The organism is Pseudoalteromonas rubra (assembly GCF_001482385.1).
GTDB classification, from domain to species: domain Bacteria; phylum Pseudomonadota; class Gammaproteobacteria; order Enterobacterales; family Alteromonadaceae; genus Pseudoalteromonas; species Pseudoalteromonas ardens.
Window position 1 is genome coordinate 74,164 of record NZ_CP013611.1, and the last position, 19,786, is coordinate 93,949.

Here is a 19,786-nt window from a genome sequence, read left to right on the forward strand (position 1 = left end):
GAGTTGGCTTACCAGGCTGAAGGCACCAGCAGATAGCCTTTCCCCCAGATTGTTTTAATTTTTTCAGGGTTTTGAGGGTCATCGCCAAACTTTTTACGCAGTGCGGAAATAAGTACATCAACACTGCGATCCAGGCCGTCATATTCACGTCCTTTGGTGGCTTTAAACACTGCATCCCGGGAAACCACTTCTCCGGCGTTACTGGCCAGAAAATGGAGTAACAGATATTCAGCGCTGGAGACATTCACTTCCTGATCCGCGACGATTACCTTACGTGCCTGAGTATCTATACGGAGATTGCCCACATTGAGCATAACAGCATTGGTATCTGTGCTGGTGTCATTTTCCTGGGCAACACGCATATTGGCTTTGATCCGCGCCAGTAAAGCACGAGGGCGTACCGGCTTGATCACATAGTCACTGGCACCAACCTCCAGTCCAATCACCTCGTCCATCTCTTCATCTTTGGCTGTCAGCATGATGATGGGCTTGTTGTAAAACTGGCGCAACTCGCGACACACGCTGATACCATCCTGACCCGGTAACATGATGTCCAGTAAAACCAAATCCGGTTCGTGTTGTTTGACCATACCGACAACCTGGTCGCCGCGATAACAACACTCAGTGGTATAGCCTTGATTATTCAGGTAGTCAGCAACCCACTGTGCGAGTGATTCGTCATCTTCAACCAACAAAATTGTGCCGTATTGCTCCATTTGACTTCTCCTTTATTGCGCTTGCCTTGAATGCAGCTAGACAAGGCGTTCTCTATTTTGTTTGAATTATGTTCTTGCCTGCAATTATAAGTATGAATCACGTAAAAAGTGTAATTAAGTGTGTGTTCTTGTGTAAGAACCTCAGTTAAAGCAATACATTAAGCTTTTCTATCAGACCGCGACTCAAATGATGCATCATGTCACTGGTTAGTGCACTTACTTCTGTTTTATTACATGCGCCAGCCGTTTTTACCAAAGGCGAAATCTGTGATTCCACCTGATAGGGTGGGATGTTGATAGCCTGATTGTATCTCGCACGCCGGGCTTCTTCTTGATTTTGTTCGACAATGAAGGAAATCACCGCGTGTTCGTTTGCGACCTTCTCGGTTTCTGTGAAGGTATACTGCAGCGGGATACCCTGATATCCCGCACTGTTAATCGATGATTTAGCAAACCAAATGACATCAGAAGATAACTTGTGAGTAAGCCGCATGCTTAAAGACGCGATGATATTACTACACTGTTTACTTGGGTTCGTTTGGGCGAGTTGTGCAATGTAAGGGTGGGGATCTTCAGGCTTATTGAGTACATAAACCTTATCCTTGCCAAACGATAGATCCATTTGCTGCACCACCAGATGGTAGTCACTGCTTTTTTGTGCAACGACTGTCAAGCCTTTGTCTTTTAGAAGTTGGATAATCTGCTTGCGCAATGTATCTGTAACGCTCACTTTACTGGTGTCTATATAAACTGTATTACCGCTCTTAACTGGGTGAGCGGGCAGCTGCACAGATTTAATCCGGGCAGATTCGAGTTCGGTGCTATATGACAGCTGGTAAACGGATTTAGTTAATAGCGGCTTCTTTGGCACGTCCAGTTTGGGGGCCATTGGGGGTGTTGCAATACACCCTGTGAGCCCGACCAAGGCAATAATTGAAAGCAAACAGCGCATGACTTATACCTCTAAACTTAGTTTTATAGATCAGCACTTAGCTGCATTAAAACACGACAAACTAATTGGCACTATCCTCCGGGCCACATTGACTAATTTCTATGACCAACAAGGATTGTCCGCGTGAGCAGTGCCAAACTTCATGATATTATGCGCAGTGTGTTAATGAATCGGATCATTATGAAGTCACTGCATCACCTTATTATTATTGCTTTCGCACTGACGACTTGGGTCGTTCAGGCTAACCCAGACAGCGAACAGCTGCGCTGGGAGCAATTTGTGAACGCATATTCTAAGCAACTCAAACAAAAACTAAAAGAAAAATCGATACCGGGTGCTGCTTTGAGCATTGTTCATCAGCAGCATGGTGATCATATTGCAGGCATAGGGCAAACCAAAGTTAAAAAAGGGCGTAACGTCACGGCTAACACGCGTTTTCGGCTAGCGTCGGTGTCTAAGACTTTTGCCGGTTCCCTGACTGCTAAGTTGGCAGCTCAAGGGGTACTCAATCTAGAAGATACCGTTGCGGAGCATCTTCCTATTTTTAGTGAGAGTGCCTACGGAAAGGCTAAGTTATATCACTTGCTGAGCCACTCCAGCGGTCTGGTACCCAACGCCTATGATAATCTGATAGAGTCACGTATGGCGTATGACAAAATTTATCCACGCCTGGTTGATGTTAAACATATTTGTCGGCCGGGTATTTGTTATGGCTATCAGAATGTCATGTTTAGCCTGATCGGCAATGTGATTGCACAAACAACGCAGCTTAGCTACGAATCCTGGCTTGAGCACTTTTTCTTTGCTCCTTTGGGTATGAAAGATGCGGGCTTAGGTCATGCGCACATGACCAGAGATGATAATTTTGCCGCGCCTCATGTGCGGGGGACTAAACGTTGGCACACCGCCAGGCTGAAGCCTCACTACTATAAAGTGGCGCCAGCGGCCGGTGTGAATGCCAGTGCCGCAGATATGGGACAATGGTTAAAGGCACAACTGGGTATATACCCTTCGGTTTTATCGCTGGATGCGCTTACCATTCAGTCACGACCTTATACGCACACAAAGCGTGAGCTACGCAGGCGAGTGTGGCGTAATTATGTTGAGCAAGCACATTATGGGCTGGGCTGGCGTATCTACAGTTTTTCAGGTGAGTTAATGTATTACCACAGTGGCTGGGTACAAGGATATAGAACGGATGTGGCAGTGTTGCCAGAATTGGGGATTGGCTTTAGCTTGCTGTTAAACGCTGAAAGTGGGGTCATCAACGGCCTGAGTACAGAGTTCATTCGTCAGGCCATTGAATTTAGCAGAACTGCCAGGGAGCAAGCTGATGCTCAGGCAGCCAGCTAGATGCTACTGGCGAGGTAGCTGGATTTTTTTATCTTCGCTTTGGCGATACAAAACGACGATATGTCCGATAGTTTGAACCTTATGGGCACCGGTTTCACGGATAATGGCTTCAAAGATAAGCTGTTTGGTCTCACGATCATTGGTCGGTACTTTGACCTTGATGAGCTCGTGGATGTCTAAACATTGCTCAATCTCTAACAGAACTCCCTCTGTCAGCCCGTTACCACCGAGCAAAACAACGGGTTTGAGGTCATGTGCTAACCCTTTTAGGTACTGCTTCTGTTTATTTGATAATGTCATATTGGTACAATTTACTAATTAAGGCTTGAATTACCGCTATTCTAACGCCATCTAAAGAATATTACTAATGAGTTGCAGTTAATATGGCAAATAAAAAGCACTCAGCGAGCTCCAAACGCTGGTTAAAAGAACATGTTGAAGATCCTTATGTTCATGAGGCACAAAAGCGAGGCTATCGCTCACGTGCTGTGTTTAAGTTGGAAGAAATCCAACAGAAAGACAAATTGTTTAGAGCAGGCATGCATGTTGTCGACCTGGGCGCAGCGCCAGGAAGCTGGTCTCAATATCTGGCGGAACAGGTCGGTGAGAAGGGCGAAGTAATCGCGTGTGACATATTACCAATGGACTCTCTGCCAGGCGTAGCCTTTTTGCAAGGTGACTTTCGCGAAGAGGCTGTGCTCAATGCCTTAATGGAACGAATTGGTGGCAAAAATATTGATGTGGTATGTTCAGACATGGCACCCAATATGAGTGGCAACAACGTGATAGATCAGGCTGGTAGTATGTATTTGGTCGAATTGGCATTTGATATGTGTCATCAGGTACTCAAACCGAATGGGGCTTTTGCTGTGAAGGTGTTTCAGGGTGAAGGCTTTGATCAGTTTGTGCAGGACGTGCGTAATGCCTTTAAAGTGGTTAAGATCCGCAAACCAAAAGCGTCCCGGCCGCGATCTCGAGAAGTATATATAGTGGCGACGGGCTACAAACTGTAGTACAGTTGAAACGCTTTTAAGACGAATTTGAATTATTTTAGATACAAGAGGTTAACCCCTTGAGCGATATGGCGAAGAACTTAATACTCTGGTTGGTGATAGCAGTCGTGCTTATGACCGTATTTCAGAGCTTCAATGGTGGCGAACAAGCAGATCGCCAGACTAGTTATACTCAGTTTGTGAACGAAGTGCGTAGCGGTGTAGTCCGCGATGTCAACATCGACCGCACAGCTGGCACGATCACAGGGATCAAAAATAATGGTGAACGTTTCCAAACCATTATGCCGTTGTATGATGACGACCTGATCAATGATTTACTTAAAAATGATGTAAACGTCAAAGGGGTTGCGCCGGAAGAGCAGTCTTTCCTGGCTAACATCTTTATTTCCTGGTTCCCTATGCTGTTGTTAATTGGCGTGTGGATCTTCTTCATGCGTCAGATGCAAGGTGGCGGCGGTAAAGGCGCCATGTCATTTGGTAAGAGCAAAGCACGTCTGATGGGTGAAGATCAGGTTAAAACCACATTTGCCGACGTTGCAGGGTGCGATGAAGCAAAGGAAGACGTTACCGAGTTGGTAGACTTCCTGCGTGATCCATCTAAGTTCCAGAAGCTTGGCGGTAACATTCCTAAGGGAGTGTTGATGGTAGGTCCTCCTGGTACTGGTAAAACTTTGCTTGCTAAAGCGGTAGCAGGCGAAGCCAAAGTGCCATTTTTTACCATTTCAGGTTCTGATTTCGTAGAAATGTTTGTTGGTGTTGGTGCGTCACGCGTACGTGACATGTTCGACCAGGCAAAGAAAGCGGCACCGTGTATCATCTTTATCGATGAGATCGATGCTGTAGGTCGTAAACGTGGTGCGGGTATGGGTGGCGGTCACGATGAGCGTGAGCAAACTCTTAACCAAATGTTGGTTGAAATGGACGGCTTTGAAGGCAATGAAGGTATTATTGTTATTGCTGCGACGAACCGCCCAGATGTACTTGACCCGGCATTGCTTCGCCCAGGCCGTTTTGACCGCCAGGTAGTAGTAGGTTTACCAGACGTACGTGGTCGTGAGCAAATTCTGAATGTACACATGCGCAAAGTGCCGCTTGATGAAAACGTTGAAGCGTCTTTAATTGCCCGCGGTACGCCAGGTTTCTCAGGTGCTGACTTGGCTAACCTGGTTAATGAAGCCGCACTGTTTGCTGCGCGTGGCAACAAACGTAAAGTGAGCATGGCTGAGTTTGACGCAGCCAAAGACAAAATCATGATGGGCGCTGAGCGTAAATCTATGGTGATGTCTGAGAAAGAAAAAGAAATGACAGCATACCATGAGGCTGGTCACGCGATTGTAGGTCGATTGGTTCCAGAGCATGATCCTGTCTACAAAGTGTCTATCATTCCGCGAGGTCGTGCATTGGGTGTCACTATGTATTTGCCGGAGCAAGACAGAGTAAGTCACTCAAAAGAGCATTTAGAGTCTATGTTATCGAGCCTGTATGGTGGCCGAATTGCAGAAGCCATTATATATGGTGATGACAAAGTAACAACGGGTGCCAGCAACGACATTGAGCGAGCTACCGATATTGCACGCAAGATGGTAACGCAATGGGGTTTGAGTCCAAAGTTGGGTCCTCAGATGTACATGGAAGAGCAAGGCGAAATGTTTATGGGTGGCGGGTCGTCACGCATGGCTGGTGTGTCTGATGAGACTGCTAAGCTTATTGATGCTGAAATTAAGGATTTTGTTACCCGTAACTACGGCAGAGCGGAGCAAATTCTGAAAGACAATATGGATATTCTTCACGCGATGAAGGATGCATTGATGAAGTACGAAACAATTGATGCTGGTCAGATTGACGACTTAATGGAAAGAAAAGAGGTGCGTCCACCCAGAGATGCCCATGACCGTAAGCCAACTGATAGTGGCAATACTGGTGCTTCTGCTGGTACTAGTAATGACGTTGAAAAGAACGAAAGTGCCCCAGCATCGGGTTCTGAGCTTGATGACAAGTTATAATCTAAGTTAGAATTCAACAATTGATAAACCCCGGCATTAGCCGGGGTTTTTTATATTTTAAGGATGACCTTTTTACCAGTTCGTCTGACGAGCGGCTTGTACTGGCTGAGATTCTGCTTATCTTACGTTCAGCTGACGAATCCATGAAACATAGGGAAGTGACAGTCCGTCTAAACAATTACTGTGGCTAGAGCAAAGTGTTTGTGTATACAGGTGATACTGAAAACTGGTGTCTCCCTGGCTTCTAATAGAGCCGAAACTCGACGAATTGGATTAAGTAAGCAGCCATTCATAAGGTGTCAGCTAAGCTCTTCCCAGCGAGCACTTACTATCTTAATGTGGCAGTTTTTTATAAAATATGCTTATATAAAAGCAATTCAACAGGCGTATTATGCTTAAGCTTAAACTTCCTCGTGGTCGTACACTTGACCTTTCTACACCCCAAATAATGGGAATTGTTAATGTAACTCCTGATTCATTCTCAGACGGCGGCAAGTATTGTCAGGCTGACAGCGCTGTCAAGCACGGTTTAATACTGCTTGAGCAAGGTGCGAGTGTGCTCGATATTGGCGGTGAGTCGACACGCCCTGGTGCGCCTGACGTCGCATTAGAACAAGAACTTGAACGTGTTATTCCTGTTATCGAAGGCATTCGAGCTCAGTCAGACTGCATTATTTCAGTCGACACCAGTAAAGCTGAGGTGATGTCCGCTGCGATTGAAGCTGGTGCGGATATGATCAACGATGTGCGTGCGTTGCAAGAGCCTGGCGCTCTTGACGTGGCTGCACGTTACGACGATGTTGCGGTGTGTTTGATGCACATGCAGGGGCAGCCGAGAACCATGCAGCTCAACCCCAGCTATGAGGAACTTTTTAAGGATATTAGCGCTTTTTTTCAGTCACGTATGACTTGCTGTGTAGAGGCAGGCATAACGCCTGATCGCCTCATTCTAGATCCAGGCTTTGGTTTTGGCAAAACACTGGAACATAACTTTTCATTGTTAGGACACTTATCTTACTTTGCCGAACTGCAACGTCCTATTCTTGCCGGGTTATCCCGCAAATCTATGTTTGGCAAATTACTTAATCGGGATACAGATGAGCGCTTGGCTGCAAGCCTGAGTGGGGCATTATTATGTGCCCAACAGGGGGCGCAGATTATACGTGTTCATGATGTTAAAGAAACCAATGATGTGCTGCGGGTTTGGCACGCAGCAACCCATGGAGTAAATAAATGACGACAAGAAAATATTTTGGTACCGACGGTGTACGTGGAATGGTTGGGGAGTTTCCAATCACACCTGAGTTTGCACTTAAACTGGGCTGGGCAGCAGGTAAAGTGCTGTCTAAATCTGGCACCAAGAAAGTAATCATAGGTAAAGATACGCGTATTTCAGGCTATCTACTGGAAACGTCTCTAGAGGCGGGGCTTATTGCCGCTGGCATTAATGTGGTATTGCTTGGGCCAATGCCAACACCTGCCGTTGCCTACTTGACGCAAACATTCCGCGCTGAAGCGGGCATTGTGATCAGTGCCTCGCATAACCCATATCATGATAATGGAATTAAATTTTTCGGTGGTGATGGTAAAAAGCTGCCGGATCAAGTTGAGCTAGAAATCGAAGCCATGCTTGACGAACCCATGACCTGTGTGGCTTCAGATAAGCTGGGTAAGGCACGACGTCTGGAAAACGCAGACGGTCGTTATATTGAGTTCTGTAAGGGACAATTCCCAAATGAACTCTCACTCGAGGGCCTTAAAATCGTTTTGGATTGCGCTAATGGTGCAACGTACCACATTGCGCCGGCAGTCATGCGTGAGTTAGGTGCAGAAGTGATCTGCACGGCATGTGAGCCAAATGGGGTTAATATCAATGAAAAGTGCGGTGCAACGCACGTTGATGCTCTAAAACGCCATGTACTTGAGCACCAGGCCGATGTGGGGATCGCCTATGATGGTGATGGCGATCGCGTCATGATGGTGGACCACAACGGTCGTGTGTTTGATGGGGATGACATTGTATATATCATCGCGGCACAAGCTCAGCGCAGTGGACAGCTAAAAGGTGGTGTCGTCGGCACTGTGATGTCTAACATGGGTTTGGAAAATGCGCTGAAAGAGAAAGACATTCCGTTTGAGCGCAGTAAAGTGGGCGACCGTTATGTGTTGAGTAAACTTCAGGAGCATGGCTGGACAATTGGCGGTGAAAGTTCGGGCCACGTCTTGAACCTTGAACTTATCCCGACTGGCGATGGTATTGTGTCAAGTTTGCAGGTACTTGCTGCTATGGTTGCTCAAAACCAGACGCTCAAAGATTTAGGCGCTGGATTTGTCAAATATCCGATGAAAATGATTAATGTGCGTTATGCCAAAGGCACAGATCCCGTATCAGCGGATGAGGTTCAACAAGCGGTGAGGGACGTTGAGTCCGAGTTGGGTGAAAAAGGCCGGGTCCTGTTAAGAAAGTCAGGTACCGAGCCCGTTGTTCGCGTTATGGTTGAAGCCGAACAGGAAAAGCAAGTTATTGACTTTGCCACCAAAATTGCTCAAGTCGTTGAATCTGTGAGCAACTAAACCAAAATCCACAATTTTTTCTTGTAACTTAGGGTGAGTGACGTTAGTATCTCACCCGCTTTCTGATGCGGAGTAATACATGGGACAGAGAAAGCCAATCGTCGCAGGCAACTGGAAAATGAACGGCTCTTTAGAGCTGATAAAAGAAATTGCAGCGGTGAGTGCTCAAATTGAAGAGCAGCAGTGTGAGGTATTAGTTTTTCCTCCTGCGGTGTTACTGTCTGAGGCAATATCAGCTGGTTTAAAATGTGGCACACAGACTGTGTCAGAATTTGACGCTGGTGCCTACACAGGTGAAGTACAAGCCTCTTTAGTGAAATCCCTTGGTGCACATTACACCTTAGTAGGACACTCTGAAAGACGTAGTATTTACGGTGAGTCCAACGAGGATGTCGCAAATAAATTTGCTCAAGCGCAGCAAAGTGGATTGACGCCTATTCTGTGTATTGGTGAAACCCAAGAGCAAAGAACAGATGGCAAGACAGAAGAAGTTGTTAAACAACAGCTTGAATCTGTCATTGAAAAATTAGGCGTAGCATCACTGGCAAATTCTGTGATAGCATACGAGCCTGTTTGGGCCATAGGTACCGGTTTAACAGCCACACCAGAACAAGCCCAGGCAACGCATAAGTATATTCGCGACTTGTTACGTAGTTATGATGGACAGGTTGCAGATGCACTACGCATACTATATGGCGGTAGTGTTAATGAAAGTAATAGTGAATTATTGTTCGCACAAGCAGATATTGACGGTGGCCTGATAGGCGGAGCGAGTCTCAAACCTGAAAGCTTTAGCGCTATCTGTGAAAGTGCAAAGGGATAAGTAAATGTACGAGATTCTTTTGGTTATATATTTGGTCGTCTCGCTGGCTTTGATCGGCATGATCTTAATTCAGCAAGGCAAAGGCGCCGACATGGGGTCATCCTTTGGTGCAGGCGCTTCTGCAACCGTGTTTGGTTCATCAGGTGCTGGCAACTTTATGACCAAAACGACGACAATTCTTGCGACGGTATTTTTCGTCCTGAGCATTGTATTAGGTAGCTTGACAGCCAGCCAAATTAAGCAGGCTGATCAGTGGGAAAATCTGGAGGCACCTGCTTCTACAGTAGTACCAGCTAGTCAAGATGTACCAGCGTCAGAAGAGTCTCAAAACAACTCAGACGTCCCAAACTAAAAACCTCTTAGCGAACGTGGTGGAATTGGTAGACACGCCATCTTGAGGGGGTGGTGAGCATAGCTCGTGGGGGTTCAAGTCCCCCCGTTCGCACCAATCTCAGAGCCGGCAATGCACTGGCTCTCTCATATAACATGAGTTAAGTCGTACTTTAAACGACAATGCATTACACCGAATTGCGAATGTGGTGGAATTGGTAGACACGCCATCTTGAGGGGGTGGTGAGCATAGCTCGTGGGGGTTCAAGTCCCCCCATTCGCACCAATCGGTTATCTAGAGTCCTTTCTTACTCCTAAAAATTCCCGAATTTAAACTACTTATGTGCGTTACCCCGCTTACATAGGTTACAATAAAAGAAATTAGTTTGTGTTTCTTTTTATGCATTTTCCTGCTCATTTTATTTCCAAAGTATTCCATGGCGTTAGAGCAATCAACGTATGCCCGCAAGGGATAAGAGTACTAAAGGCGGACGGTGAAAAGCTGATCGCCTGGACACAGCAACATCAGCCTCCCGTCATTTCGCTGGATTGGTTGGGTGCACGCCTTGTGTGTCATGAGCAGGACAGAGTGATGACTATTCGGGTCAAATATCACCCCGCTCCTCAAATGAAAACTCAGCTCGAAACCTTCTGGTTAAACACTCATAAAGCGCGCCTGATCTCCTCAGTAACGGCTTTGGAGCAGCTATTGCAACACAGGTATCTGTCTGTGCGTTATTGGGCTACAACTCGTTCTGTCATAACCGAGCTGGCAAAGTACTGGAGTGGCTGGCAAAGTGAGCCTGACATGGATGAGGAACTTGTCCAGGCTCAATATACGGTGACTGAAATGCATGGCTGGCATGAGGAAGACCTGGCTCAATTCAGAGAAGCCTTTATTCAGGCCCAGTTACGTCGTTATGAGGGGTTTTTTGATACGGTGTGTGAGCACCCGTTGACTCAGGCACAACGTCGAGCGTGTGTGGTACAGGATGAGCGTCAGCTATTGCTTGCAGGGGCGGGAACCGGAAAAACCAGTGTTATGGTGGCCAAAGCAGCTTATCTGCTTCATTCACAACAAGCTCAGGCTGAGCAAATACTGATGCTTGCATACGGAAAGGAAGCGGCTGTTGAGATGCAGCAACGGTTGGCCCAAAGTAAGGTCACGGTGGAGTGCGCAACATTTCATAGCCTTGGGCTGGAAATCATTGCTCAGGTCGAAGGTAATAAACCGACTTTGTCTGCATTGTGTCAGAGTGACGCTGCCAGGGAGCAGTTTATTGCTGAGACCCTGGCGTCTTTATGTCAGGAGGCTCAGTATCAGCGTGACTTAATGGCGTTGCTGAAAAGCCAGTTTTCTGCAACTGACAGCAGCCAAAAGCTTGATCTAAAATCCCGTGCCGCAACCAAACTGATCCGTCAATTTTCAGAGGCGCTGAGCTTCTACAAACAGGCCTTATTTTTGGGTAAGACACAATCACTGAGTCACGAATTTGCGCTCTGGACGAGTTGTTTCCGGGCTGTGCTTACCGACTATCAGTTTTATTTACAAAAAGAGCAATGTATCGACTTTGATGACATGATCACGCGAGCCATCGAGTATGTGCGTAGTGGCAAGTTTCACAGTCCCTGGCATTACATTCTGGTTGATGAATTTCAGGATATTTCTCCGCTTCGGGCTGAGTTGCTCAAAGCGCTGTTGGCACGCAACAGTAAGAGCGATTTGTTTGCCGTCGGAGACGACTGGCAGGCGATATATCGTTTTAGTGGCGGGGATATTTCCATGACGACTCACTTTTCGGAGCACTTTGGTGAGGCAACGATCCAGCAGCTTGATATGACATTTCGTTATCCGCAACAACTGCTGGATATTGCCAGCGAATTTGTGTGTCAGAATCCGGCTCAATTGATTAAGCGGGTTAACTCGAGCCAAGTGGCCAGTTGCCCTGTGCTGATTGCGCGCCCTGAGGAAGAAGATGCGCTAAGTAAGGCAATCGATGGGTTTATGAGCTTGACGGCAGAGCCTTGCTCAGTCTTATTATTGGCACGCAACCACAAATTTTTACCATCCGCAGAAGTTTTGGCCAAACTTTCTCAACGATTTCCTCGTGCGCGTATAACGGCGCTGACTTTTCACGGTGCTAAAGGAAAAGAAGCTGATTTTAGCATTTTATTGGGTTTACATAGTAACGGCGTGCCCGCCAGGCAGCAAAGTGCGGCCATCATAGAGGCATTGTTACCATCGCGGGAGTCGTATCCAGATGCAGAGGAGCGCCGATTGTTCTATGTTGCACTTACCCGTGCCCGACGACAAGTCTGTTTGCTGGTGCCTGATGATCCCAGCCCGTTTATTGACGAAACACTGGCATTAGTGAACTGACCCCTTAACTGGTAATTCTCTTATCCTGACGACAAATAAATTTTGTTGTACTTTAGGGTCATTGCTTTTCATAATCCGCGCTTTGAATTTCAAGCGAGCAAAGAGCACCTCAATGCGTGGATGGATTATATACAAAGACTCGGCAAACCTTTTAAAGCCAGAAACATACGAAATTAAACGCCTACTGGAAGTTGCCCAGGAGGAAAACATAGATCTGCAGGTGTTTTCTCCTGATCAGTTCGACTTGCTGGTATCCCGTGAAGACGACCAGAGTGTTTTGATCGATGGCGAACCGGTATCGCTGCCCGATTTTGTGTTACCACGTATGGGCGCCGGAACAACCTATTTTGCGTTGGCGATTATTCGTCACCTCGAACGGCTTGGTGTACACTGTTTTAACAGCTCAGAAGCGACTGAAACGGTGAAGGATAAGCTGTTTGCACAGCAGATCCTGGCACAGCAAAACTTGCCGACGCCAAAAACCATGCTGGTGAAGTTTCCGGTTAATATTGATCTGGTTGAAAAGCAGATTGGATTCCCCGTAGTAGTAAAAACGCTGTCCGGTTCTCAGGGCAGTGGGGTCTTTTTATCAAAAACACGCAGTGAGTTTGACGACTTGATGCAATTGATTGAAGCGACTAGTCCGAAAGCAAACATTATTCTGCAAAAGTTTATTAAGTCGAGTCATGGTAGAGACTTACGTGTATTGACGATTGGTGGACGTGTGGTTGCCTGTATGGAACGAAACTCGGGCGGTGCGAATTTTAAAGCCAATGTGAGTGCGGGCGCAAAGGGCCTGTCACATCCGATCACCCCCGAAATTGAATGGCTGGCAACGCAAACGGCGAATATTCTTAATCTGGATATGGCAGGGATTGACCTGTTATTTGATGAAGAGCATTTTAAGATCTGTGAAGCCAATTCGAGCCCGGGTTTTGAAGGCTTAGAAGCTGCGGTTGATGTTGATGTGGCCCGGGAGATCCTGCACTTTATCCGGATCCGTTTGGGGATTTTCGACAAGAAAAAGCCTAAAGCTTCTGAAGCCAAAAAGCCGGTTGCTAAGCTACAGTCTACGCCAACCAGCGCTTAACTTTCGGAACGGTTTAGAGCCCAAGTGATACCAGCTGCCATTGCTGGCTGGTATCATAGTTTATTGATTTCTTTAGCAACCTGGTAGCCATCATCGGTGATGATCTGCTCAAGTGTTGCTACACGTGCTTTGAGTTGCTGAATCTCATCTTGCATGGCCTGTTTTTCTGCTTGGTTCATTCCGTCGAGCTTTTTCATTTCCAGCCGCTTAGTAAAGATATCTCGGATAACACCGAAACTGACTGCCACTAAAACAATTAGAAAAACCATGGTTGTACCGGACATACTTGTGATTCCTTTTTTCACTTTGATAGTCCTAGCGTAGCAAATTATCGAACAGAGGTCTTGAGCGGTTCTGTTTCAAGATGTGATTTAGTCAGTGGGCGTAGTATTTCCCACTGAGCAAAAGAGAGGCCCTATTCGTAAGACAGGGGGTCACTGGCCTGGTTTAATGTAAAAGCTTCCAGACGCTCCTGACAGGCACCACACTTACCACAGGCCTTCTCTCGACCATTGTAGCAGGTCCAGGTTTTACTGTAGTCGAGCCCCATTTTCAGGCCGTCTGTGAGGATCTCAATTTTGCTGCTGTTCAGGTAAGGGCAAACAATTTCTATTTCTTCATAGTTTGCGATGCGGCAGACGTCGTCCATTTTCTTTACAAACTCAGGGCGACAATCCGGATATATTGCATGATCGCCTGAATGGGCACCGTAAAAGACTTTACTGGCCTTGAGCGAAACCGCATAGCCAACCGCCAGAGACAGCAAGATCATGTTGCGGTTTGGTACCACAGTGCTCTTCATGCTTTCTTCTTCGTAATGGCCTTCTGGTACTTCAATGTCATCAGTCAGTGATGAACCACCGATCAGCTGGTTAATTGCGGAAATGTCCACGATTTTATGAGCCACACCGAGTTCGTCGCAGGCTTGACGGGCAACTTCGAGCTCTTTTACATGGCGCTGGCCATAATTAAAAGACAGCGCATAGACCTCATAGCCTGATTTAAGTGCCTTGTTCAGGACTGTATATGAATCCATGCCACCGGAATAAATAACAACGACTTTTTCGCTCATAGGTTTGCCTCGTTTGTGTGCTCGAATACTCACTGACATTGCTCGCGATTTTAATAGAGGTTTATGTCAGGGCGCGATATACTACACGGCCGCTGAAAAAATGACAATCCGACGGGTCAGATAATGCCTGTTTTTCAGCGTTATGGCTTTTGCCAGGGTAAAATGTAAACGTTATTTAGTCGTCATGTGTCCGGTTTGAATCCGGGGTGTAAAGTGAGTTCGGAGCTGTTTTGTACAAGATAAATGAAGTGTTTGAAACCATCCAGGGTGAAGCCAGCCACACTGGTGTGCCTTCCATTTTTGTGCGCTTACAGGGGTGCCCTGTAGGCTGCGCTTGGTGTGATACCAAGCAGACCTGGGAGGTTGACCCCGTATATCTTGTAAGCTTGGACCAAACGGTAGAGAAAAAAGCGGATTCAGATTTTTGGGCCAATGCCACTCCTGAGCAACTACTGGCCTTGTTTGAAGCGCGTGGCTATACCGCAAAGCATGTGGTGATCACCGGGGGCGAGCCTTGTATGTATGATCTCAACCCGTTATGCGACAAGCTTCATGCTGAGGGGTATCAAACTCAGGTAGAAACTAGCGGTACTTTTGAAATTCTGGTGCCAGCGCAAACCTGGGTCACGGTATCTCCTAAAATCAATATGCGCGGCGGTTACAAAGTCCTGACAAGTGCGATGCAAAGAGCGGATGAGATTAAGCACCCGGTCGCAATGGAGAAGCATGTAGAAGAGCTGGAAGCCTTGTTCGAAGAGACCGGGGTTCAGCCTAAGCTGGTATATCTGCAACCTATCAGTCAAAAAGCGAAAGCGACTAAGCTGGCCATTGATACCTGCAAGCAGAAAAACTGGCGCTTGTCTGTGCAGGTCCATAAATACATTGGCATCAGTTAATCGGGCGTGGTCTTAGCCAGCGGTTTGACTTTTAACCAGATCTCCAACGCAATCATGCGTTTTGAAGGGTCTTTGTCATGGTTGTTGTCAACCGGTCGATCGTAATGCTCAATGAGTGGGGCGTCGTCCGGCTCAAACCCGCTGTTCGGTAACCAGGCTGCGTAGAGGGCCAGCTGAAAAGGCAGCAGGTTACTCACTAAGTCATGGTAGCGAAAAACCGCATACTGACCCGCAGCTAACGTACTTAGTCTGAAAGGGCTTTTGACTTTGTCTTTTAATCCCGCGGGGATCACCAGTGCACCGTCATATCTGGCTTTATCCAGCGGGGTAAAGAGGGGGTTGTCATGACCAAATCCGAGTTTAGTGATGCTGTGTGAGTCCAGGCCATGCACCTGGGCCCACTGATTTAGTTGCTCCCAGCATTGCCAGATCCCGTCAAGGTGATAGCCTTGCGGTGCTCTGAGTGCACACAAGTCCATCTCATTAATCTTCATAATCCGGCTGGCCTTGGGTGTTATGTCAGGTTGCTTGGCAGACACCTTTTCGGCTTGCAGTCGCATCAGTAATTCAATGTTCATCTTTTGTACTTCAAGGCGCTCTGCCAATTGCTTTTTCAGCCGCTCTGTTTTTCTGACGCTGATTGGCGTAATGCAATAGTGTTCTTTAAAAGAGCGCGTGAAGTTAGCGCTACTTGAATAGCCGCAGTCCAGCGCAATGTCAGTTACGCTTTTTTCGGGGTGAAAGAACAGTAAAGAAGCAGCGCGTTCCAGCCTTACCCGATTACTGTATTGGGTCAGGGATTCCCCCATCAGGGCAGAAAAAATGCGCTGTAAGTGGCACTTAGAAAAGTGGCTGAGCAACGCGGCTTTTTCAAGACTTATAGGCTGATCTGGGTGGCTGTGAATATAAGCAACCACAGGTTTCAGACGCTGATAATATAAGTCCCGATGTTTTTCCTGCTGATCAGTTTTTTGCACTGATAATCTCCAATTTGTTTGAGGTTGTTTTTTGGTAGTGAAACCAACACAGGCTACAGGTCGTCAGCGCGGTGATGACGTCGGCGCTGACTATCGCAATAAAGACCCCGTTCAGGTCAAACCACAATGGCAGTACAAAAAGCAACGGCGTAAACACAAATATGATCCTGAATGCACTATAAAAACTAGCCCGGAGAGGGTCGCCAATAGACTGATAGAAGCCGCTGGCAACCAGCATTAAGGCGACGAGTGGCAGTCCCCACAGTGCGGAGTGTATCATTTCCTGACCCTGATATATCAGTAATGGCTGGCTGGTAAACCAGGCCATGATATTTGGGGCAAACAAAACAAGCTGGATTGTTACGAGTGTGGCATACAGCATCATTGAGATGAGCGCGATTTCAATTGACTTACGCACTCGTTCGGTGTTTTGTGCTGCAAGGTTGTAGGCACATAAGGTTTGAAAGGTGACTAGCATAGCAACCATGGGCAGAGTCGCAAAGGTGAGCACCCGACTTAGCATACCGTAAGTGATCACCCAGGTTTCTCCGGCGGTTTGCATGAGCTGAAAATTCATGATGGCCGTTTGCCAGCCCAGGCAGAGATGCGTGATCAGTACAGGTGTCCCTGTCAACACAATAGGTAACCAGGCCTTATGATCAACTGCAAAATCAATGGGGGTAAATCTGCCTGGTTCTAGTAGCAGGTATAAAGCCAATAGCAAGGCGATAGCCTGCGATATCACCGTGGCGACAGCCGCGCCGGTAACACCCCACTCAAATACAGCAATAAACGCGTAATCCAGCACAATATTGAGCCCGGAGGCCGTTAACATTATCAGCATGAGCTTATGCGGTTGGCCTTCTGCACGAAAAATGTCTCCCAGTACAGGCAATATTATCGCAACAAAACTGCATAGCATAATGGGGTGAAGGTAGGCGTAAGCGTCGGCTTTGAATACCGGGTCGACGCTGAGCCAATTTAGTATCTCAAGAGGGTATAGCCAGCCTAATATCAGGAGAGTTACGCTCAGTAGCATGGCCATTTGTAAGGTGTGACCAATTATGAGCCCGGCTTTGGCTCTTTGTTTGGCGCCTAGCAGCCGGGTAACCATGGTTGCCATGCCGGCAGAGAGCATCGCGGCCAGCGCGGCGATCCCCATTTGCACAGGGAACACCATGGCAACCGCGCCCAGTGCCTGTTCGCCAACAAAATGGCTGATGAACAGGCCATCAATCAGGTTGTACAGGCCGATGACCAGCATACCGATACATATTGGAAAAAAATGTTTCAAAAACAAGATGGCGACCGGCTCGGTCGCGAGGTGCTCTGAACCACTGGACGAGCGATTTGGATCAACAGACATCCATCATTACCAGATATTGAATTAATGTCTGGCTAGTCTATTGCGCTCATTCTATGAAAAATATTCAAATCTTGCGCACTTGAGCAAAGTAAGTATCAGTTAATAACACTCTGAACTGCCCATTTCGATGATGCGATCGGTCTCACCACTGTTTTTAAACAGATAAAGGCCTTTATTGAGGTCATTCAGGACGCCACGCCAGTTGGGCTTGGCTTTACTGAGTGCAAAATACAGATTATTGTACCTCAAAGCAGGCTCCACATTTTCCAGCCCCCTTAATAAGGTAACCTTTTCAGATTTAGCCAAATCTGAATAACTTACGGTAAAGCGCAGCACTTTGGGATCGCCAATAATCAGGTCAACACGTTTGCCTATCAGCAGCTTAACCAGTTGTAAATCATCGACGGCTTCGACAATGATGAATTCATTGTTGTCCATCATGGCGTCAAACTCGGGGGTGTTCTGATAGCCCCGCACCACACCTATGGTAGCGCCTTTGAGTGCATTGAGGTTGCCCTCAAAGTTGTCTGACTCTCCGCGGCGTTTTAGCAGGGTAATTTCACCGCCCGGGTATGCATTAGACAGTGCCAGTAATTCACGGCGTGCTTTACCGGGGTAGTTATCAGAGGGGGAGGCATCTTCGATAAAGTACTCAGGAAAGAGAACGTCTGCCCGGCCGGACTCAACGGCTTTGACAGCACGGGCCCAGGGCAGGAATTCGACATAAACAGGGTAGCCTTGATCCGCCAGCAAGGAGATTGTAAATTGAAACACCCAACCTTTATTGCACAACTGGTCGCCAATATAGGGAGGCCAATCCAGTGTTACCAGATGCAATAACGGCTTATCACCGCTTTTATTGTACAGGTACCCATTTTTATATTGCTCACCCTGAACCATCAGGTACGTGCCTTGTTTAAAGTAGCCGACATTCAGGCTCGCAAAGGCAGTCACAGAGACGCTGCACAATAACAGCAACAATAGCCGGGTGAGTATTTTCATAACCTGTTTCCTGGTGCGCACAATTGAGATAAAAGCGTTTAGAAATAAAACGATGAGTCTGCTTTTAGGCTACATCGATTATTTATTAAGTCTAGACATTATCACGCTAAAGGGAAGGGAAGAAGACAATAAGGCCAGCATTTAGCTGGCCTTATTATAGACAATTAGTCTAACGAGCGTGAGGGATTCGGATTACTGAACCAACTCCTGATCGGTGAACTCATCAGCAAACAATGGGCTCGACAAGTAACGCTCTGTTGCACTTGGTAGAATAACGACGATGTTCTTGTCTGCATTTTCAGGCTTCTCTGCCAGACGCTTAGCAGCAACCACAGCAGCACCAGAAGAAATACCGACTAAGATACCTTCGTCTTTCATTAGCTGGTGTGCCATTGCAATTGCATCTTCGTTTGATACTTGCTCTGTGCCATCAAGCAGCTCAAGATCCAGGTTGCCAGGAATGAAACCTGCGCCGATGCCCTGAATTTTGTGCGGGCCAGGCTTCAACTCTTCACCAGCCAGAGCTTGAGAAATAACGGCTGAATCAACCGGCTCTACCGCAATTGATTTAACGTCTAGGCCTTTTTCTTTCTTCAGAAAGCGAGTTACACCAGAAATTGTGCCACCTGTACCAACACCGGCTACGAAGTAATCGATTGCACCGTCCATCGCTTCGAAAATTTCAGGACCTGTGGTCTCTTCATGGATTTTCGGGTTAGCCGGGTTCTCGAACTGTTGTAGCAGTACGTATTTTTCGGGGTCGCCAGCCAGGATTTCATTGGCTTTCTCGATGGCGCCTTTCATACCTTTGGCACCTTCAGTTAGCACCAGGTTTGCACCTAGTGCTTTTAGTAGTTTACGGCGCTCAAGACTCATGGTGTTTGGCATGGTCAGGGTTAGCTTGTAACCACGGGATGCTGCAACGAAAGCCAGTGCAATACCTGTGTTGCCAGAAGTAGGCTCAATCAGCTCTTTGCCTTCGCTTAGCAAACCGGCTTTCTCGGCTTCCCAAATCATAGAGGCACCGATGCGGCACTTTACGCTGAAACTCGGGTTACGAGATTCAATTTTGGCAAAGACATTGCCACCAGTTACGCGGTTAAGTTTAACAATCGGGGTGTTGCCAATTGCCAGGCTGTTATCTGCAAAAACGTTCGACATAATTTTCCCTTCAATGAGCTAAGGATATTTAATATTAGTCACACTTTACTGGGGATGGAGCAAAACAAAAGGAAAGAA

General features: G+C 47.0%; 19 protein-coding genes and 2 tRNA genes. 12 read left to right on the plus strand and 9 right to left on the minus strand.

Translation table 11 applies throughout. The features are described 5' to 3' along the window. Positions 1–8: 8 nt before the first annotated feature. Positions 9–716, minus strand: coding sequence for a response regulator transcription factor (locus AT705_RS00340; RefSeq protein WP_049865699.1), 708 nt, complete (start codon positions 714–716; stop codon positions 9–11). 145 nt (positions 717–861) lie between these two features. Then, positions 862–1,668, minus strand: coding sequence for a hypothetical protein (locus AT705_RS00345; protein ID WP_058795015.1), 807 nt, complete (start codon positions 1,666–1,668; stop codon positions 862–864). A gap of 180 nt (positions 1,669–1,848) precedes the next feature. On the opposite strand from AT705_RS00345, the gene AT705_RS00350 reads away from it, so the two are divergent. Beyond that, on the plus strand, positions 1,849–3,021 hold the full coding sequence (locus AT705_RS00350; protein WP_058797870.1) for a serine hydrolase domain-containing protein: 1,173 nt from the start codon (positions 1,849–1,851) through the stop codon (positions 3,019–3,021). Positions 3,022–3,024: 3 nt separating this feature from the next. On the opposite strand, the gene yhbY is transcribed toward AT705_RS00350, so the two are convergent. Continuing rightward, entirely contained in the window at positions 3,025–3,321 is a 297-nt protein-coding gene (yhbY, locus tag AT705_RS00355) for a ribosome assembly RNA-binding protein YhbY (RefSeq protein ID WP_010385908.1), read from the minus strand. A gap of 83 nt (positions 3,322–3,404) precedes the next feature. Between yhbY and rlmE the strand changes: the two genes are divergently transcribed. The 10 genes from rlmE (at position 3,405) to AT705_RS00405 (ending at position 13,234) form a co-directional block, all read left to right on the plus strand. After that, positions 3,405–4,034, plus strand: coding sequence for a 23S rRNA (uridine(2552)-2'-O)-methyltransferase RlmE (gene rlmE, locus AT705_RS00360; RefSeq protein ID WP_058795016.1), 630 nt, complete (start codon positions 3,405–3,407; stop codon positions 4,032–4,034). Between the two features lie 68 nt (positions 4,035–4,102). After that, positions 4,103–6,037, plus strand: a complete 1,935-nt coding sequence (gene ftsH, locus AT705_RS00365) for an ATP-dependent zinc metalloprotease FtsH (protein ID WP_058795017.1) — start codon at positions 4,103–4,105, stop codon at positions 6,035–6,037. 391 nt (positions 6,038–6,428) lie between these two features. Beyond that, positions 6,429–7,274, plus strand: coding sequence for a dihydropteroate synthase (gene folP / locus AT705_RS00370; RefSeq protein ID WP_058795018.1), 846 nt, complete (start codon positions 6,429–6,431; stop codon positions 7,272–7,274). Beyond that, positions 7,271–8,611: a phosphoglucosamine mutase gene (glmM, locus tag AT705_RS00375; RefSeq protein ID WP_058795019.1), complete on the plus strand. Its 1,341-nt coding sequence runs from the start codon at positions 7,271–7,273 to the stop codon at positions 8,609–8,611. The genes folP and glmM overlap by 4 nt, the downstream gene beginning before the upstream one ends. A 79-nt stretch (positions 8,612–8,690) precedes the next feature. Then, positions 8,691–9,434 carry a triose-phosphate isomerase gene (gene tpiA, locus AT705_RS00380; RefSeq protein ID WP_058795020.1) on the plus strand — a complete coding sequence of 248 codons (744 nt, stop codon included), beginning with the start codon at positions 8,691–8,693 and terminating at the stop codon, positions 9,432–9,434. 4 nt (positions 9,435–9,438) lie between these two features. After that, positions 9,439–9,786, plus strand: coding sequence for a preprotein translocase subunit SecG (gene secG, locus AT705_RS00385; protein WP_058795021.1), 348 nt, complete (start codon positions 9,439–9,441; stop codon positions 9,784–9,786). A 10-nt stretch (positions 9,787–9,796) separates the two neighbouring features. Continuing rightward, positions 9,797–9,882, plus strand: a tRNA-Leu gene (locus AT705_RS00390). Positions 9,883–9,964: 82 nt separating this feature from the next. Next, positions 9,965–10,050: transfer RNA gene (locus AT705_RS00395), tRNA-Leu, on the plus strand. Positions 10,051–10,152: 102 nt separating this feature from the next. Further along, positions 10,153–12,144, plus strand: coding sequence for a UvrD-helicase domain-containing protein (locus AT705_RS00400; RefSeq protein WP_157576621.1), 1,992 nt, complete (start codon positions 10,153–10,155; stop codon positions 12,142–12,144). 112 nt (positions 12,145–12,256) lie between these two features. Beyond that, positions 12,257–13,234 carry an ATP-grasp domain-containing protein gene (locus tag AT705_RS00405; protein WP_058795023.1) on the plus strand — a complete coding sequence of 326 codons (978 nt, stop codon included), beginning with the start codon at positions 12,257–12,259 and terminating at the stop codon, positions 13,232–13,234. A gap of 53 nt (positions 13,235–13,287) precedes the next feature. Here the strand turns inward: AT705_RS00405 and AT705_RS00410 are convergent, their stop codons facing one another. Both AT705_RS00410 and queC read right to left on the minus strand, forming a co-directional pair. Next, entirely contained in the window at positions 13,288–13,518 is a 231-nt protein-coding gene (locus AT705_RS00410) for a hypothetical protein (protein WP_058795024.1), read from the minus strand. Positions 13,519–13,649: 131 nt separating this feature from the next. Continuing rightward, entirely contained in the window at positions 13,650–14,306 is a 657-nt protein-coding gene (queC, locus tag AT705_RS00415) for a 7-cyano-7-deazaguanine synthase QueC (protein WP_058795025.1), read from the minus strand. 230 nt (positions 14,307–14,536) lie between these two features. Between queC and queE the strand changes: the two genes are divergently transcribed. Then, the gene (gene queE, locus AT705_RS00420) at positions 14,537–15,202 is read left to right on the plus strand and encodes a 7-carboxy-7-deazaguanine synthase QueE (protein WP_058795026.1); all 666 of its coding nucleotides are present in this window, start codon (positions 14,537–14,539) and stop codon (positions 15,200–15,202) included. Here the strand turns inward: queE and AT705_RS00425 are convergent. The 4 genes from AT705_RS00425 to cysK all read right to left on the minus strand — a co-directional run bounded on the left by AT705_RS00425 (position 15,199) and on the right by cysK (position 19,708). Beyond that, the gene (locus AT705_RS00425; RefSeq protein WP_058795027.1) at positions 15,199–16,179 is read right to left on the minus strand and encodes an AraC family transcriptional regulator; all 981 of its coding nucleotides are present in this window, start codon (positions 16,177–16,179) and stop codon (positions 15,199–15,201) included. The genes queE and AT705_RS00425 overlap by 4 nt on opposite strands. Beyond that, positions 16,166–17,545 (minus strand): MATE family efflux transporter, encoded by a 1,380-nt coding sequence (locus AT705_RS00430; protein WP_058795028.1) that lies wholly within the window; start codon positions 17,543–17,545, stop codon positions 16,166–16,168. Before AT705_RS00430 ends, AT705_RS00425 begins: the two co-directional genes overlap by 14 nt. 99 nt (positions 17,546–17,644) lie before the next feature. After that, entirely contained in the window at positions 17,645–18,547 is a 903-nt protein-coding gene (locus AT705_RS00435; RefSeq protein WP_208856748.1) for a substrate-binding periplasmic protein, read from the minus strand. Between the two features lie 192 nt (positions 18,548–18,739). Further along, positions 18,740–19,708, minus strand: coding sequence for a cysteine synthase A (cysK, locus tag AT705_RS00440; RefSeq protein WP_058795029.1), 969 nt, complete (start codon positions 19,706–19,708; stop codon positions 18,740–18,742). Between the last annotated feature and the right edge of the window lie 78 nt (positions 19,709–19,786).

What these genes read in the sequence shown, in the direction of transcription:
- tpiA (WP_058795020.1), top strand. Translation starts at nt 8,691, where the DNA reads ATGGGACAGAGAAAGCCAATCGTCGCAGGCAACTGGAAAATGAACGGC.
- AT705_RS00405 (WP_058795023.1), top strand. Translation starts at nt 12,257, where the DNA reads ATGCGTGGATGGATTATATACAAAGACTCGGCAAACCTTTTAAAGCCA.
- rlmE (WP_058795016.1), top strand. Translation starts at nt 3,405, where the DNA reads ATGGCAAATAAAAAGCACTCAGCGAGCTCCAAACGCTGGTTAAAAGAA.
- ftsH (WP_058795017.1), top strand. Translation starts at nt 4,103, where the DNA reads ATGGCGAAGAACTTAATACTCTGGTTGGTGATAGCAGTCGTGCTTATG.
- yhbY (WP_010385908.1), bottom strand. Translation starts at nt 3,321, where the DNA reads ATGACATTATCAAATAAACAGAAGCAGTACCTAAAAGGGTTAGCACAT.
- folP (WP_058795018.1), top strand. Translation starts at nt 6,429, where the DNA reads ATGCTTAAGCTTAAACTTCCTCGTGGTCGTACACTTGACCTTTCTACA.
- queC (WP_058795025.1), bottom strand. Translation starts at nt 14,306, where the DNA reads ATGAGCGAAAAAGTCGTTGTTATTTATTCCGGTGGCATGGATTCATAT.
- cysK (WP_058795029.1), bottom strand. Translation starts at nt 19,708, where the DNA reads ATGTCGAACGTTTTTGCAGATAACAGCCTGGCAATTGGCAACACCCCG.
- AT705_RS00350 (WP_058797870.1), top strand. Translation starts at nt 1,849, where the DNA reads ATGAAGTCACTGCATCACCTTATTATTATTGCTTTCGCACTGACGACT.
- AT705_RS00410 (WP_058795024.1), bottom strand. Translation starts at nt 13,518, where the DNA reads ATGTCCGGTACAACCATGGTTTTTCTAATTGTTTTAGTGGCAGTCAGT.
- AT705_RS00430 (WP_058795028.1), bottom strand. Translation starts at nt 17,545, where the DNA reads ATGTCTGTTGATCCAAATCGCTCGTCCAGTGGTTCAGAGCACCTCGCG.
- AT705_RS00345 (WP_058795015.1), bottom strand. Translation starts at nt 1,668, where the DNA reads ATGCGCTGTTTGCTTTCAATTATTGCCTTGGTCGGGCTCACAGGGTGT.
- AT705_RS00340 (WP_049865699.1), bottom strand. Translation starts at nt 716, where the DNA reads ATGGAGCAATACGGCACAATTTTGTTGGTTGAAGATGACGAATCACTC.
- AT705_RS00435 (WP_208856748.1), bottom strand. Translation starts at nt 18,547, where the DNA reads ATGAAAATACTCACCCGGCTATTGTTGCTGTTATTGTGCAGCGTCTCT.
- secG (WP_058795021.1), top strand. Translation starts at nt 9,439, where the DNA reads ATGTACGAGATTCTTTTGGTTATATATTTGGTCGTCTCGCTGGCTTTG.
- glmM (WP_058795019.1), top strand. Translation starts at nt 7,271, where the DNA reads ATGACGACAAGAAAATATTTTGGTACCGACGGTGTACGTGGAATGGTT.